The organism is Paenibacillus sp. FSL R7-0026 (assembly GCF_038004485.1).
In the GTDB taxonomy this organism is placed as follows: domain Bacteria; phylum Bacillota; class Bacilli; order Paenibacillales; family Paenibacillaceae; genus Paenibacillus; species Paenibacillus xylanexedens_A.
Window position 1 is genome coordinate 2,184,596 of record NZ_JBBORG010000001.1, and the last position, 14,076, is coordinate 2,198,671.

General features: G+C 45.9%; 15 protein-coding genes. All 15 read left to right on the top strand.

Annotation, left to right across the window (positions count from 1 at the left end):
- Window position 1 precedes the first annotated feature (1 nt).
- The 15 genes from ymfI (at window position 2) to pduL (ending at window position 13,817) form a co-directional block, all read left to right on the top strand.
- Window positions 2–772 (top strand): elongation factor P 5-aminopentanone reductase, encoded by a 771-nt coding sequence (ymfI, locus tag MKY44_RS10030; protein ID WP_076326809.1) that lies wholly within the window; start codon window positions 2–4, stop codon window positions 770–772.
- Window positions 773–933: 161 nt separating this feature from the next.
- Window positions 934–1,197 (top strand): DUF3243 domain-containing protein, encoded by a 264-nt coding sequence (locus MKY44_RS10035; RefSeq protein ID WP_017689119.1) that lies wholly within the window; start codon window positions 934–936, stop codon window positions 1,195–1,197.
- A gap of 197 nt (window positions 1,198–1,394) precedes the next feature.
- Window positions 1,395–2,162, top strand: a complete 768-nt coding sequence (locus MKY44_RS10040; protein WP_047842510.1) for a DUF3388 domain-containing protein — start codon at window positions 1,395–1,397, stop codon at window positions 2,160–2,162.
- Window positions 2,163–2,228: 66 nt separating this feature from the next.
- On the top strand, window positions 2,229–3,302 hold the full coding sequence (locus MKY44_RS10045) for a RodZ domain-containing protein (protein WP_341006930.1): 1,074 nt from the start codon (window positions 2,229–2,231) through the stop codon (window positions 3,300–3,302).
- A 73-nt stretch (window positions 3,303–3,375) separates the two neighbouring features.
- Complete coding sequence (locus MKY44_RS10050) at window positions 3,376–3,540, top strand: hypothetical protein (protein ID WP_167350848.1); 165 nt, start codon at window positions 3,376–3,378, stop codon at window positions 3,538–3,540.
- A 155-nt stretch (window positions 3,541–3,695) separates the two neighbouring features.
- Complete coding sequence (locus tag MKY44_RS10055; protein ID WP_017689115.1) at window positions 3,696–4,187, top strand: YajQ family cyclic di-GMP-binding protein; 492 nt, start codon at window positions 3,696–3,698, stop codon at window positions 4,185–4,187.
- A 318-nt stretch (window positions 4,188–4,505) separates the two neighbouring features.
- Window positions 4,506–5,093 carry a CDP-diacylglycerol--glycerol-3-phosphate 3-phosphatidyltransferase gene (pgsA, locus tag MKY44_RS10060; protein WP_017689114.1) on the top strand — a complete coding sequence of 196 codons (588 nt, stop codon included), beginning with the start codon at window positions 4,506–4,508 and terminating at the stop codon, window positions 5,091–5,093.
- A 107-nt stretch (window positions 5,094–5,200) separates the two neighbouring features.
- Window positions 5,201–6,457, top strand: coding sequence for a competence/damage-inducible protein A (locus MKY44_RS10065; RefSeq protein ID WP_036670416.1), 1,257 nt, complete (start codon window positions 5,201–5,203; stop codon window positions 6,455–6,457).
- Window positions 6,458–6,699: 242 nt separating this feature from the next.
- Window positions 6,700–7,764, top strand: coding sequence for a recombinase RecA (gene recA / locus MKY44_RS10070; RefSeq protein WP_307413638.1), 1,065 nt, complete (start codon window positions 6,700–6,702; stop codon window positions 7,762–7,764).
- Between the two features lie 282 nt (window positions 7,765–8,046).
- Window positions 8,047–8,784: a regulatory protein RecX gene (locus tag MKY44_RS10075; RefSeq protein ID WP_076208863.1), complete on the top strand. Its 738-nt coding sequence runs from the start codon at window positions 8,047–8,049 to the stop codon at window positions 8,782–8,784.
- 310 nt (window positions 8,785–9,094) lie between these two features.
- Window positions 9,095–10,636 (top strand): ribonuclease Y, encoded by a 1,542-nt coding sequence (rny, locus tag MKY44_RS10080; protein ID WP_036609258.1) that lies wholly within the window; start codon window positions 9,095–9,097, stop codon window positions 10,634–10,636.
- Window positions 10,637–10,790: 154 nt separating this feature from the next.
- The gene (locus MKY44_RS10085) at window positions 10,791–11,585 is read left to right on the top strand and encodes a TIGR00282 family metallophosphoesterase (protein ID WP_017689109.1); all 795 of its coding nucleotides are present in this window, start codon (window positions 10,791–10,793) and stop codon (window positions 11,583–11,585) included.
- Window positions 11,586–11,702: 117 nt separating this feature from the next.
- Window positions 11,703–11,963 (top strand): stage V sporulation protein S, encoded by a 261-nt coding sequence (locus MKY44_RS10090; protein WP_007430104.1) that lies wholly within the window; start codon window positions 11,703–11,705, stop codon window positions 11,961–11,963.
- An 86-nt stretch (window positions 11,964–12,049) separates the two neighbouring features.
- Window positions 12,050–13,051 carry a dipeptidase gene (locus MKY44_RS10095; protein WP_445670647.1) on the top strand — a complete coding sequence of 334 codons (1,002 nt, stop codon included), beginning with the start codon at window positions 12,050–12,052 and terminating at the stop codon, window positions 13,049–13,051.
- Window positions 13,052–13,244: 193 nt separating this feature from the next.
- Window positions 13,245–13,817: a phosphate propanoyltransferase gene (gene pduL, locus MKY44_RS10100; RefSeq protein ID WP_017689107.1), complete on the top strand. Its 573-nt coding sequence runs from the start codon at window positions 13,245–13,247 to the stop codon at window positions 13,815–13,817.
- The last annotated feature ends 259 nt before the right edge of the window (window positions 13,818–14,076 follow it).

The window sequence follows — 14,076 nt, forward strand, 5'->3', positions numbered from 1 at the left end:
TATGGAGAGGGGAACAGGACAATTGAAGGCAATCGGGGAAATGACTGTACTGGTAACTGGCGCAAGCGGTGGTATTGGAGCGGCTATCGCAGAACGCTTCGCCAGAGTGGGAATGAATGTTGTTATACACTATATGAAATCGCATGAAGCAGCGAATGAAGCCGCCAGGCGGTGCATGGAACAAGGCAGTGGAAAAATCATGACTGTGTCTGCGGATCTTCGCAGCCGGGAACAGATTGAGCGCATGCGTGAGAAGCTGGAGTCGCACAATCTCATGCCAGATATCCTTGTGAACAACGCAGGAATCTCGCACTATGGGATGTTGGCTGATGTTACAGAGGAGATCTGGGATGAAGTGATGGCGATTAACCTCAAAGGCACGTTTATGTGTACACAGGAAATGATGCCTCACATGATCTCCCAAAGGTATGGCCGAATCATTAATGTATCGTCAATCTGGGGACTGTCTGGTGCTTCTTGTGAGGTGCTGTATTCCACAACCAAGGGTGGGGTGAATGCATTTACCAAAGCGCTTGCGAAAGAACTCGCACCTTCCGGAGTAACCGTAAATGCCGTTGCTCCTGGCGCCGTTCAGACATCCATGCTGAACCATCTGGATCAGAGTGAACTGAAGATGCTGGAAGAGGAAATTCCGGCAGGAAGACTTGCTCAACCTGATGAAATCTCATCACTGGTTTATTTTCTGGCCCTCCCTGAATCGGGTTATATCAATGGGCAGATTATTAGTCCGAATGGCGGTTGGTTAACGTAAAACAGCAAGAAACTTGACTGGTTGTAGACGAAACAGGTGAAGATTGCCTGGAAGCAACCGTTTCTAGATTATTTTCAAATTGCTCGTATATAAAATGTCTCGAAAGCACATATTACAACTGTTGATTTTAAATCTCATGCGTCATCTAAGGAGGATTTATCATGTCAACAGAAAAAACAGTGCTCTCCAGCTTTGACACATGGAAGAAGTTCCTGGGTGACCGCGTACTGCAAGCAGAGAAGATGGGGATGAGTGAAGAAACCATCAACAAACTTGCGTATGAAATCGGCGACTTCCTTGATGAGAAAGTCGATCCGGCGAACCATTCCAACCGGGCATTGAAAGAGTTATGGGATGTCGGCGATGCAGATGAGCGTCGTACGATTGCGTGCCTGATGGTCAAATTGGCCAAACAAAACGCATAAGATTACAGATGAAGAGCTCCCGCAAGGGGGCTTTTCTCTAATGATTACAAACGGATTACAGAGCTGTTCTTGTAATTCATTTTCATTTTATATATCATTAACGTGACCCATTTTTAGAAGATGTCTCAGATTGTTGTCCAGTGGACACGTTCTGTTGCTGTCGAATAATGTGGAATAATGCATTACGGGGTGTTGAAATGGAATCTAAACAATGGTACATGGAATATAAAATACATAAGAACAGACCCGGTCTGTTAGGCGATATTGCCTCTATGCTGGGGATGCTTGAAGTGAATATATTGACCATTAACGGTGTTGAAGGCAAAACTCGAGGCATGCTGCTTGAATCGGATGATGATGAAAAAATCCGTTTGCTTGGTGAAATGCTTGGCAAAGTAAACAGCATCACCGTCTCGGCTTTGCGGCAACCTAAATTGGTGGATATTTTGGCCGTGCGTCATGGCAGATACATTGACCGTGACTCGGATGATCGCAAGACATTTCGTTTCACACGAGATGAACTTGGGTTACTTGTGGACTTTTTGGGTGAAGTATTTAAGAGGGAAGGTAATCAGGTCATCGGTTTGCGCGGAATGCCTCGTGTTGGCAAAACGGAATCCATTATTGCGGGCAGCGTATGTGCAATGAAGCGATGGACGTTTGTTTCCTCCACACTTCTTCGTCAGACGATAAGGAGTCAAATGTCCGAAGACGAATTGAACCCGAACAATGTCTTCATCATTGACGGAATTGTAAGTACGATTCGTTCCAGTGAGCGGCATTACAATTTGTTGCAGGATATTATGTCCATGCCTAGCACCAAAGTTATCGAACATCCGGATATTTTTGTACAGGAATCCGAATATGATTTTAATGATTTTGATATTATTATTGAACTTCGCAACAATCCGAATGAAGAAATTATTTATGATACGTTTACGGCTAGTTACACCGACGAATTGTAAGGAACCGTACGGAATCATGAAATAGATTAGCAACAACTCAAGAGATAAACATAAGGAGGAGATGGCATGTCTGAACTGGGTCAGCAGTTAAGGGAGGCCCGGCTGCAAAAAGGGATGAGTCTTGACGATGTACAGGAAATGACAAAAATTCGCAAGAGGTATCTGGAGGCCATAGAAGCAGGAGACTATAAAGTGCTGCCGGGCAGCTTCTATGTGCGAGCTTTCATCAAAACCTATGCGGAGACCGTGGGACTGAACCCTGATGAGCTGCTGGAGGGACACAAAAAAGACGTACCCGCAGAAGAGACGGAAGCAACGATGGAACCGGTTATTCAGAAGCGTTCCAGCCGTCCGGTTGAGCGTAGTAATCGGTGGATGTCTGTCGCGTTGATGTGGACATTCCCTGTTTTGATCGTAGTACTGTTGTATGTATATGTGGTGTATAACAATGGTGATGAATCAGATAATCCGGGGCTTGATTCAGTCAAAATTACAGACAGTCAACAACAGCCTGAGGATAAACCGGATCAACCTGCCGACAACGGACAGGCATCTAATCCGCCTGCGACAGATTCAGGTACTGACAGTACTGGTGAGGGCGACGCTGGTGGTAACGGTGGCGGTACAGACACGGAAGGACAGACGGACGGTCAAACGGATGGCCAAACTGATGGCCAAACTGATGGCCAAACGGACGGACAGACGGATGAAACTGAGGAAGAACCAACTGACAATTCCCCGTCTAATGTGACTGTTGCAGAAGATGGGAAATCAGGAAATATTACGAACTTTAAAGTTAACGGTAGTGCAGGGCAACCTGTAACGGTTACGATCAAAGCAACAGGCCATAGCTGGCTTGAAGTGTACAAAGGCGAAAACTCCAGTGGAGAGAAGTTGGAGTATGGTAACACAGCCGAAGGTGACAGCTATACCTTTGAGCTTGATAGTACAGGCATGTATATTAAGTCTGGTTACGCTGCAGCGACCACGATTGAGGTTGGCGGGCAAGTTGTAACGGATGGCAAGGCGACCAATCGGATCCGTCTAAAGCTTGGTGAAGACAGCAGTAACACTACTTCTTCCACAGGTGTTGAAAATGGATCAACGGACGTTACAGGCGGTACCACTGGTAGCGAATAACCGGGTCAACTGCAGGAGACAATAACCGTGTCTTAACTTGCAGTTAACTTTTGGTGAAGTGAGGTGGATGGCTGTGACAGTCAGCTGGATCGTAACAGGTTTAGGGATCATTGTCAGCCTCCTGGGTTATTACCTGACTCCAAGTGCTTGGGGTTACGGAATATTGGGTTTTGGACTTGCACATGTACTTTTGGGTGTGCTCGATATGTTCAGACAGCCCAACCGCAGCCGCTATTAGGTTGGAAGCTGGACCAGCAAGCATTTTTGGCAGCCACTTGAAGTGGAAGCCAAAAATGCTTTTTTCTTTGTGTAAAACAGCTTGAAATTAGACTTTTGCTTAAGGTATCCTCTATAATGTTACAGAACATACGATTAACTGAAAGGGTGACTGGTTTGAGCTCAGAAAATTCATTTGATATCGTGTCCAAAATGGACTTGCAAGAACTGACAAATGCCGTTACACAAACCGAGAAAGAAATTGGCACTCGTTATGACTTCAAGGGCAGCAAGAGCAGCCTGAAACTGGATAAGGATGCGTTAACGATCGTATCTGATGATGAGACCAAACTCAAGGCTGTCATTGACGTGCTGCAATCCAAAATGGCGAAGCGTGGTCTACCATTGAAAAACATTGATTACGCAAAGGTAGAGCCAGCGTCTTCTGGTACAGTCCGCCAGCGTTTGAATTTTAAACAGGGGATTGATCAGGACATCGCCAAGAAAATCAATATTCTGATTCGGGATTCCAAGATGAAGGTGAAGAGTCAGATTCAGGGAGATCAACTTCGGGTAACTGGTAAGAGTAAAAATGATTTGCAAGCTGTCATGCAGCTGCTAAATGGTGCTAACCTACCTTTGGATTTGCAATATACAAATTTCAAGTAATATGGCCTTTTTTAGCAAAAGTGTTTTTTGACACGGTATTGGGCGTATATTATACTAAGTGTGCATTGCTGGCAGTCAAGCATCAAGTCCAGTCCTCATCGTTTGCTGACTTTGTGAAAAGCAGTACATCTTCTGGAAGTCACCGGAACGTTTAAAGCGTTTTGCTTTTGAGCGGTTGACTTTATTTTTTGCGTTTCTACATAGTGGGATCATGTTAATATGGATTGACATTGAAACTGTACATTTCATGTTCCGGATGATGATAACGGGATTATGATGATTGTTTGGAGTAATGGAGGATATGAGGGAGGGCGTCTTGTGAATTTACCCAACCGGATTACGCTTGCACGAATTTGCTTAATCCCTTTTTTGATGGTGTTCCTGCTCGTGGATTTTCCATTTTATCCAGAGCCGTTGCAGCTTGGAAGCTTGTCGCTTCCGTATAATCAACTGATTGCTGCTGTTATTTTTATCATCGCCGCAAGCACAGATGGAATTGACGGATACCTTGCGCGGAAAAATAACATGGTTACCAATCTGGGGAAACTGCTCGATCCACTCGCAGACAAGCTGCTGGTTACTGCAGTTTTGATCTCGCTTGTGGAGATGGGCAAGCTGGATTCCTGGATTGCAGTTGTGATTATTAGTCGTGAATTTGCAGTTACCGGCTTGCGTCAAATTGCATTGCTGGATGGTTCGGTTGTTGCCGCCAGTGCTTGGGGCAAGCTGAAGACTGTAGTGCAGATTGTGGCGATTGTGCTGTTGCTGTTGAACAATTTCCCGTTTTCATACACGGGTATTCATGTCGATATTATCGCGGTATGGGCAGCAGCGCTTATTACCATCTGGTCGGGTATCGATTACTTTATCAAAAACAAAAACCTGCTTCATTTAACAAAAGCATAATGGTTTGTTCTTAAATGGGTAATCATGAAGGAAGCATTGGGTCAGGGGCAATAGGAAATTATCCTATTGCCCTTTGATCACTCACCACGTGTACAGGAGGATGCTCAATGAAGGCAGAAATCATTGCAGTTGGCACAGAGCTACTGCTTGGACAAATCGTCAATACCAATGCCAGATACCTATCCCGTGAATTGGCTGCGATGGGGATCGATGTATATTTCCAAACGGTGGTTGGGGATAACCTGAACCGACTTAGTGAAGCTATTCGCATTGCGCAGAGCCGTGCAGACGTTATTTTATTTTCCGGTGGCATCGGACCTACCCAAGATGATCTGACCAAGGATGCGCTCGCAGCTGTTCTTAACCGGAAACTGCATACAGATCGAATGGCAATGGACAAAATTGAGAGCTTTTTCAGAGATCGTAATGTGGATATGACAGAGAATAACCGACGTCAGGCGATCGTTATTGATGGCGGAACACCTCTGGCCAATGAAACGGGCCTTGCGGCAGGAAATGCGATTTCTGACAATGACAAATATTATGTTGTGATGCCTGGACCACCTAAAGAGTTGATTCCAATGTTTGAACAGGAAGTCAAACCTTGGCTGTTCCAGCATGTACTCACAGAAGAGATGCCGATCTATTCCCGAATGCTCAAATTCGCAGGTATTGGTGAATCTGCTCTGGAAGATCGACTTCTGGATCTGATTGACGCGCAAACAGACCCTACGATTGCTCCTTACGCGAGCGAAGGCGAAGTTACGGTACGTGTCTCCACAAAGGCTGCGAGTGAGGGAGAGGCGAAGCTGAAGCTGGATGCGATGGAGGTTCAGATTCGGGAGCGTTTGACAGAACATCTCTACGCGAACGAGGATGTGCCTATAGAGTACACGATTGTAACCATGATGTCTGACATGGGGCTGACGCTCAGCGCTGCTGAGAGCTGTACAGGAGGGCTTGTCATGCAAAGTCTGACCTCTGTACCCGGAAGTGCGTCAATGCTCAAAGGTGGAATTGTTTGTTACTCCAATGAAATTAAAGAAAAGCTGCTGAATGTGCCTCATGATTATCTGGAAGGTGAAGATGCACCTGGGGCGGTGAGTCCTGAGGTTGCAAAAGTGCTTGCTGAGCAGATCCGCATGATTGGCGATGCTGATTTTGGCTTGGCTGTTACCGGTGTAGCTGGACCGGGATATTCGGAACGTAAGCCACCCGGACTTGTCTTCATCGCTCTTGCTGAACGTGGAAAAGAGACGGAAATTCATGAGCTGCGTATTAATGGTAATCGCGAGACGGTTCGCATTCGTTCAGCCAAAGCGATTCTCTATCGCTTATGGCAAAAACTTGTGGCGATGGATTGATTAGTTAATAGCTTCGATTGCATTTACAGTTCCAAGCAAGTATAATTAAGGAAGACGGAAGAACCGTAGAATTAGGCTTTACAGCCTTGTTTACGGTTCTTTTTTCTGTTTAATGGAAAGTTTCCTTGAGGAAGAGGCGCCTCGGCCTTTACAAAAAAACGAATGTATGTTCGAAAAAAAGCTTGGCAAACGTGTTAAAACAAGGTATCATTATCTTATAAACAGTAAAGGGTGTGAGCTTATTGTCAGACCGTCGTGCCGCGCTTGATATGGCGCTCCGTCAAATAGAGAAGCAATTTGGTAAAGGATCCATCATGAAACTGGGTGAGTCCACTCATATGAATGTGGAAATTATTCCCAGTGGTTCCTTGGCTTTGGATATTGCATTAGGAACAGGCGGCTTGCCTAAAGGCCGTATTGTTGAAATATATGGACCTGAATCCTCTGGTAAAACAACCGTAGCATTGCATGCTATCGCTGAAGTACAAAGAGCGGGTGGACAAGCTGCATTTATCGATGCCGAGCATGCTCTTGACCCACAATACGCAAGCAAACTTGGTGTTAATATTGATGAATTGCTTCTGTCTCAGCCAGATACGGGTGAGCAAGGGCTGGAAATTGCAGAAGCTCTTGTGCGCAGTGGTGCAGTAGATATCGTCGTTATTGACTCTGTAGCCGCATTGGTTCCAAAAGCAGAGATTGAAGGCGAAATGGGTGATTCACACGTTGGTTTGCAAGCGCGTTTGATGTCTCAGGCGCTGCGTAAACTGTCTGGTGCAATCAGCAAATCCAAAACAATCGCAATCTTCATTAACCAGCTTCGTGAGAAAGTCGGCGTTATGTTTGGTAACCCGGAAACAACACCTGGTGGTCGTGCTCTGAAGTTTTATTCCACAGTACGTCTGGATGTGCGTCGTATTGAGAGTATCAAATCAGGCAATGACATGATTGGTAACCGTACTCGTATTAAAGTTGTGAAAAACAAAGTGGCACCTCCGTTTAAACAAGCGGAAGTGGATATCATGTATGGTGAGGGTATTTCGAGAGAAGGCAGTATCATTGACATTGGTACAGAGCTGGACATCGTTAATAAAAGTGGTGCATGGTACTCCTACGAAGGCGAGCGTTTAGGACAAGGCCGTGAGAACGCAAAGCAGTTCATGAAAGAGCATAAAGATATTGCTGACATCATTGAACAAAAAATTCGTGTAGCCAGTAACTTGGTTACTGCTGTTCCTGCGCCAACTAGTGAAGAGCAACAAAAAGAAGCAGAAGAAGAACAAGAATTGTTTGAAATCAACGAGTAATCTCTCAAAACCTCCCTTGTAGGGAGGACCCTGAGGGTGTTCCCCATTGGACTCCGTAAACTTATCTGATTGAGCTTGGATCAATCTGGATAATGGATTGTAGTGGGAGTACTCGTGCTGTCTAACAGCCCCTGTCCCAATGGACAGGGGCTGTTAGCACGCTAACTGTGAAGTAAAGGCCGGGCAGAGTTCCCGGTCTTTTGTATTATTAGTGTTCTTTGTCTTATGTGAAGGTGTGTTTGGCGTAGTCAGAATGAAAATGTTATGAAAGGGGAGACCAGAATGGATCAACATGACGAGGATTTATATGAAGAAGCAGAACAGGATGGCCTATCCCAATTTCCGGACAACGAAGAACTTATTATTACACGTGTAGAACGAACGAAGAGCAGGCAAGCTCGTTATCGAATCACTTTTGGCATCCACTCCATTACGGTTCTTGAAGATGTGATGATTAAATACAGGATGACTCAAGGTAATACGTTTATGAAGAAGGATCTGGAGGAAATCATTGTAGCTGACGAGCGACAGCGGACGTATGCACAGTCTCTGCGTTTTTTGGAGCATAAGCCACGTACGCGCCATGAATTAAGTCAGAAACTTCGTCAGAAGGAGTTTGCTGCACCTTTGATTGAAGAGGCGCTGGATCGGCTTGAGCGGGAGAACCTGGTGGATGACGATCTATTTGCGAAGGAATGGACAAGACAGCGTATGGAGGGCAAGCGGAAGGGAAAACTGTGGATAAGGCAAGAGCTGCGTCAAAAGGGCATTGCCAATGATCTCATTGTTGAGGCACTAGAAGGGATCAGTACAGATGCAGAATTTGAGACTGCCTTGAGTGCAGGACGCAAAAAATGGAATCAGGTCAAAGGGGACGTCAAAGAGAAGAAAAATAAAACGCTTCCCTTCCTAATGAGACGTGGTTTTTCAATGGATATGGTGCGCCGGGTCGTGAATTGTTTAATTGAAGAAGATGAGGCTGGGGACCCTGAAGATGACGAAGCGTTGTTATGGGATTAGCAGACTAGAGTCTCTATACTGCATTCTCTTGACAATTTCTTTCGTCAAATACTAAAATGGACATGAGTCTGTAAGAAATGGACAACCCTTTTTCCTTCCAAAAAAGCGGTTTCGGTTTCTTAAGATTTATACCATTCTTAATTATGGGTTCGCTGGAAACAGTGAATAGTACGTGGAAACATGTACATGTGAAATGAAAATCGGCGGGGGATCGCCGTGAGTATTCGTTATTCCCAAACATATGTAAGGTTTGAAAACTGCAAATTGACCCAAGGAATGCCTTGGAGGAACCAACGAGGAGGTGAACAGTATGAATCCTGCAATCACGATCGCTCTCGTTGTGGCCGCGCTAATCATTGGGTTCGGAGTAGGGTATTTTATTCGCAAATCTCTTGCAGAGGCTAAAATCTCTAGTGCGGAACAAGCTGCCGTACAAATCGTGGAGAACGCGAAGAAAGAGGCAGAGGCACTGAAGAAAGAAACGGTGCTGGAAGCGAAGGATGAAATCCATCGCATTCGTGCTGAAGCTGAAAAAGACACTCGTGAACGTCGGAATGAAATTCAACGACAAGAAAGACGATTGTTGCAAAAAGAAGAGTCGCTGGATAAAAAATTGGAATCACTCGAACGTAAAGAAGAGCAAGTGGCTAACAAAGAGAAACGAATTGATGAGACTCAGCAGCAGATCGAAATGATTTACAAAAACCAGGTGACAGAGTTGGAACGTATATCCAACCTCACCATGGAAGACGCACGCAGTATCATACTGTCCAACGTAGAACAGGAAGTCCGTCATGAGACGGCTCAAATGATCAAGGACATTGAACAACAAGCGAAGGAAGAAGCGGACAAGAAGTCCCGCGAGATTATTACACTCGCCATCCAACGTTGTGCGGCTGACCACGTAGCGGAAACAACGGTATCTGTTGTTACCCTGCCAAATGAAGAAATGAAAGGCCGGATTATCGGTCGTGAAGGACGTAACATCCGTGCGCTTGAAACCCTTACAGGGATTGACCTCATTATCGATGATACGCCAGAAGCTGTTATTCTGTCGGGCTTTGACCCGATTCGCCGTGAAATCGCCCGTACTGCCCTGGAGAAACTGGTGGCTGATGGACGTATTCACCCGGCACGGATTGAAGAGATGGTTGAGAAATCCCGCAAAGAAGTGGATGAGCGTATCCGTGAATACGGTGAGCAAGCTACCTTTGAAGTGGGCGTGCATGGTCTGCATCCGGATCTGATCAAAATTTTGGGCCGGTTGAAGTTCCGTACAAGTTACGGTCAGAACGTCTTGAAACATTCCATGGAAGTCGCTTATCTGGCTGGACTGATGGCTGGCGAACTAGGAGAAGACGTAACTCTGGCAAGACGTGCAGGTCTATTGCATGACATCGGTAAAGCGCTGGATCACGAAGTGGAAGGATCACACGTCGAAATTGGCGTGGAACTGGCGAAGAAATACAAAGAACATCCGGTTGTAATCAACAGTATCGCGTCCCATCACGGAGATTGCGAAGCGACTTCGGTCATTGCCATGTTGGTTGGCGCAGCAGATGCGCTCTCCGCAGCAAGACCAGGCGCACGCCGCGAAACGCTGGAAACGTATATCAAACGACTGGAGAAGCTGGAAGAAATCTCAGAGTCCTTCGAAGGTGTCGAGAAATCGTACGCCATTCAGGCCGGACGCGAAGTTCGCGTTATGGTACAGCCTGAGAAGATCGATGATGCTGAAGCCTTCCGCTTAGCCCGTGACATCACGAAGATGATTGAGAATGAACTCGACTATCCGGGTCACATCAAAGTCACCGTCATCCGGGAAACCCGTGCGGTTGAATACGCAAAATAGAGCATTACGGAAAAGTGGCCGCAGTAGTGGGCCACTTTTCCTGTTGATAGCCTGTTAAAAGGCAACTACACATCATGGAGCATGAGATAGAGTCCTGCAAAGGTTCAACATTTGAAGTAAGAGGACTTTGCAGGAATTGAGGAGGCAGTAATCAATGAAAGTTTTGTTTATTGGTGACATTGTAGGTAACGTGGGACGTAAGGCATTAAAAGAAAATTTACCGTACCTGAAATCGAAGTATAAGCCACATGTAGTGATTGTGAATGGTGAAAATGCGGCAGCAGGTCGTGGCATTACCGGTGCAATCGCAAATGAGTTTTTCAACTGGGGTGTACATGGTATTACACTTGGTAATCATACTTGGGACAATAAGGATATTTTTGATTTTATAGATGATGAGCCCCGCATGATTCGTCCAGCGAACTTTCCACCTGGCACACCAGGACGAGGATACACGGTTGTCAAAGGCGAAGGGAAAGAGCTAGCGATTGTCAATCTTCAAGGAAGAACGTTCCTGCCTGCTCTGGATTGTCCATTCCGTGTAGCTGATGAAATTGTAGATGAGCTGCGCCAAGACCATAAATGTATTTTGGTCGATATGCATGCTGAAGCAACGTCAGAAAAGATTGCCATGGGATGGCATCTGGATGGACGTGCGTCTCTCGTTGTAGGTACACATACGCATGTACAGAGTAATGATGATCGGATTTTGCCTGGAGGAACAGCTTACTTGACGGATGCAGGCATGGTAGGGCCTCGTGACGGCATATTGGGCATGGAGCGTGAGGCCGTGCTGCGTAAGTTCTACACTCAGCTACCTGTACGTTTTGTTGTGGATGATGGCAAATGGCACTTCCATGGTGTTTTTGTTGAAATTGATGAAGCCACAGGTGCGGCAACACGCATCGAAAAAATTCGTCTGATGGAGGACGAGTGGCGCATGGAATAGGGGTATTGTCCCAATTTGCAGGGAAACCCGTCTAAAAAGAAGGAATTTTTTTGCCTCCCGCGAATAACATCTAGTAAGTGGAAACAAACTTTCAACATTCCCAGGGAGGTACTTACCATGGATGTATTAAAAGTTTCAGCAAAGTCCAATCCTAATTCTGTAGCCGGCGCTCTTGCAGGGGTTCTTCGTGAACGTGGAAATGCTGAACTGCAGGCAATTGGAGCGGGAGCACTGAACCAAGCCATTAAAGCGGTAGCGATAGCCCGGGGATTTGTAGCACCAAGCGGAGTTGACCTGATTTGTATTCCAGCTTTTACAGACATTGTGATCGACGGCGAGGACCGAACGGCCATTAAGCTGATTGTGGAGCCCAGATAATACATGCAGTATGCATTGAACCTGTTTACGATGTAGACAGGTTTTTTTGCGTTTTTTTTGCAATCACATATTGAGGAGGGTTTAAGATGTCCATGTCTGATTGGCGTGTAGCTGATTTTCACTGTGATGCACTTAGCAAAATTTTGATGCAGCCTGCCCTTTCATTTGAAAATGCTCCACAACTGGATGTGAACTTGAAACGTTTGAAAGAGGGGAATGTAGGGTTGCAGGCGTTCGCCATCTATTTACCCGAAGTACTTGGCAGAGGCAAGTTTGAACATGTGATGGGGCAGTTGGAGATCTATCGTAGACGTGTGGAGAGAAGTCAGGAGCGGCCTGGCGGCACACAGACGTTGTTATGGCGTGAACAGGTGGCTCAGGTGGGGCAAACAGGGGGGCCGTGGGGATTAATCACACTGGAGGGTGTGGATGGCCTGGAGGGCAACCTGTTCTATCTGGAGTTATGTTATCAGATGGGCGTTCGAATTATTGGACTAACGTGGAATTATGCCAATTGGGCGGCTGACGGAGTCATGGAGAAGCGTGGAGCAGGTCTGACCGAGAAGGGGAAAGAACTGGTGCGCCAGTGTAATGAAATCGGAATGCTGCTCGACGTGTCACATCTGACGGAGAAAGGGTTTTGGGAACTGGCTGACTTGAGCAAACGTCCGTTTATCGCCTCCCACTCCAACAGCTATAGCGTATGTCCCCATGTGCGTAATCTGAAAGATGATCAGATTCAGGCCATCATTGCCCGGGAAGGGCGGATCGGACTGACGTTTGTACCCTGGTTTGTAAAGCAGGAGGGTGAGGTACGTATAGAGGACCTGCTGCCTCATATCGAGCAGATCTGTTCTCTCGGCGGGCAGAATCATCTGATGATGGGGTCTGATTTTGATGGAATTTCAACGTATATTCAGAGACTTGAACACTCAGGACACTATCCGAGAGTGACTGAAATCCTACTCAAGCATTATGATGAACAACTGGTACGGGGCTGGTTGTGGGGGAATGCGATGAGTTATCTGGGGGAACACTTGCCAGAGAGCAATCCGAAGATGCAGATGAAGGGGAATTCCATGAAATAGTGAACTGGTGTGTGCGTTGAATGGTTTGAATTGAAACTTGTTTTCCAAATAAAGGAGGCGAATGATGGTGAAATAAGTGTATTTCATGAATTTTCACCAGTTCGTTTTCATTTCACTCCAAAAAGGGGTATAATACCATTGGATTGTTAAGAGCCTGAGTACAGGCCATAGATAAACAAGGAGTGAATTTACAATGAGTAAAACAGTACCTGTGGGCGTATCTGCCCGTCACATTCATGTATCCCAAGAGCACGTTGAAATTTTGTTTGGCAAAGGTTATGAACTGACTGAATTTAAACCTCTGTCCCAGCCTGGCCAATACGCTGCTAACGAAACAGTAGCGGTAATTGGTTCGAAAGGACAGTTTGATAAAGTGCGTATCCTTGGACCTGTTCGCCCTGAAACGCAACTGGAGATCTCCATGACAGATTCATTTGCGATTGGTGTTAAAGCACCTGTACGTGAATCTGGAAGCATTGAAGGTACACCAGGAATCACAATTAAAGGCCCTGCTGGCGAAGTAACGATTGATAAAGGTGTTATCGTTGCTGCTCGTCACATTCACTTCCATACTTCTGATGCTGCTAAATGGGGTATCGAGGACAAACAAATGTTGAAAGTTCGTCTGGGTGGAGATCGCGGTCTTGTACTGGAAAATGTACTGGCTCGTGTATCCGATTCTTTCGCACTGGACATGCATATTGATACAGATGAAGCTAACGCTGCTGGCGCTCGTAATGGCGACACGGCTGAAATCATCGACTAATTACATGTAATAGCTTCAGCCCCCAATTATGGCGGTCTGAATAACATATAAACCTGAGCACAGCCAACAGGGGCCGGTTAATTCCAGCCCTGATGGCAAGGCTCAGGTTTTTGTGTTTTCTGAGTGTTCTTCTGAGCATGGCATGTTTCGGATTAGACGAAGGGATATGCGCTTTGGATGTGGAACTACAGCCCAATTCATGCTATAATTTGCTGTAATGCTCTTTTAATGTTCCAAGCAAGATTTTCATGTGGAACAG

Excerpts from the sequence above, each read along its gene's own strand:
- ymfI (WP_076326809.1), top strand. The coding sequence starts at position 2 with ATGGAGAGGGGAACAGGACAATTGAAGGCAATCGGGGAAATGACTGTA.
- MKY44_RS10035 (WP_017689119.1), top strand. The coding sequence starts at position 934 with ATGTCAACAGAAAAAACAGTGCTCTCCAGCTTTGACACATGGAAGAAG.
- MKY44_RS10040 (WP_047842510.1), top strand. The coding sequence starts at position 1,395 with ATGGAATCTAAACAATGGTACATGGAATATAAAATACATAAGAACAGA.
- MKY44_RS10045 (WP_341006930.1), top strand. The coding sequence starts at position 2,229 with ATGTCTGAACTGGGTCAGCAGTTAAGGGAGGCCCGGCTGCAAAAAGGG.
- MKY44_RS10065 (WP_036670416.1), top strand. The coding sequence starts at position 5,201 with ATGAAGGCAGAAATCATTGCAGTTGGCACAGAGCTACTGCTTGGACAA.
- MKY44_RS10075 (WP_076208863.1), top strand. The coding sequence starts at position 8,047 with ATGGATCAACATGACGAGGATTTATATGAAGAAGCAGAACAGGATGGC.
- rny (WP_036609258.1), top strand. The coding sequence starts at position 9,095 with ATGAATCCTGCAATCACGATCGCTCTCGTTGTGGCCGCGCTAATCATT.
- MKY44_RS10085 (WP_017689109.1), top strand. The coding sequence starts at position 10,791 with ATGAAAGTTTTGTTTATTGGTGACATTGTAGGTAACGTGGGACGTAAG.
- MKY44_RS10090 (WP_007430104.1), top strand. The coding sequence starts at position 11,703 with ATGGATGTATTAAAAGTTTCAGCAAAGTCCAATCCTAATTCTGTAGCC.
- MKY44_RS10095 (WP_445670647.1), top strand. The coding sequence starts at position 12,050 with ATGTCCATGTCTGATTGGCGTGTAGCTGATTTTCACTGTGATGCACTT.
- pduL (WP_017689107.1), top strand. The coding sequence starts at position 13,245 with ATGAGTAAAACAGTACCTGTGGGCGTATCTGCCCGTCACATTCATGTA.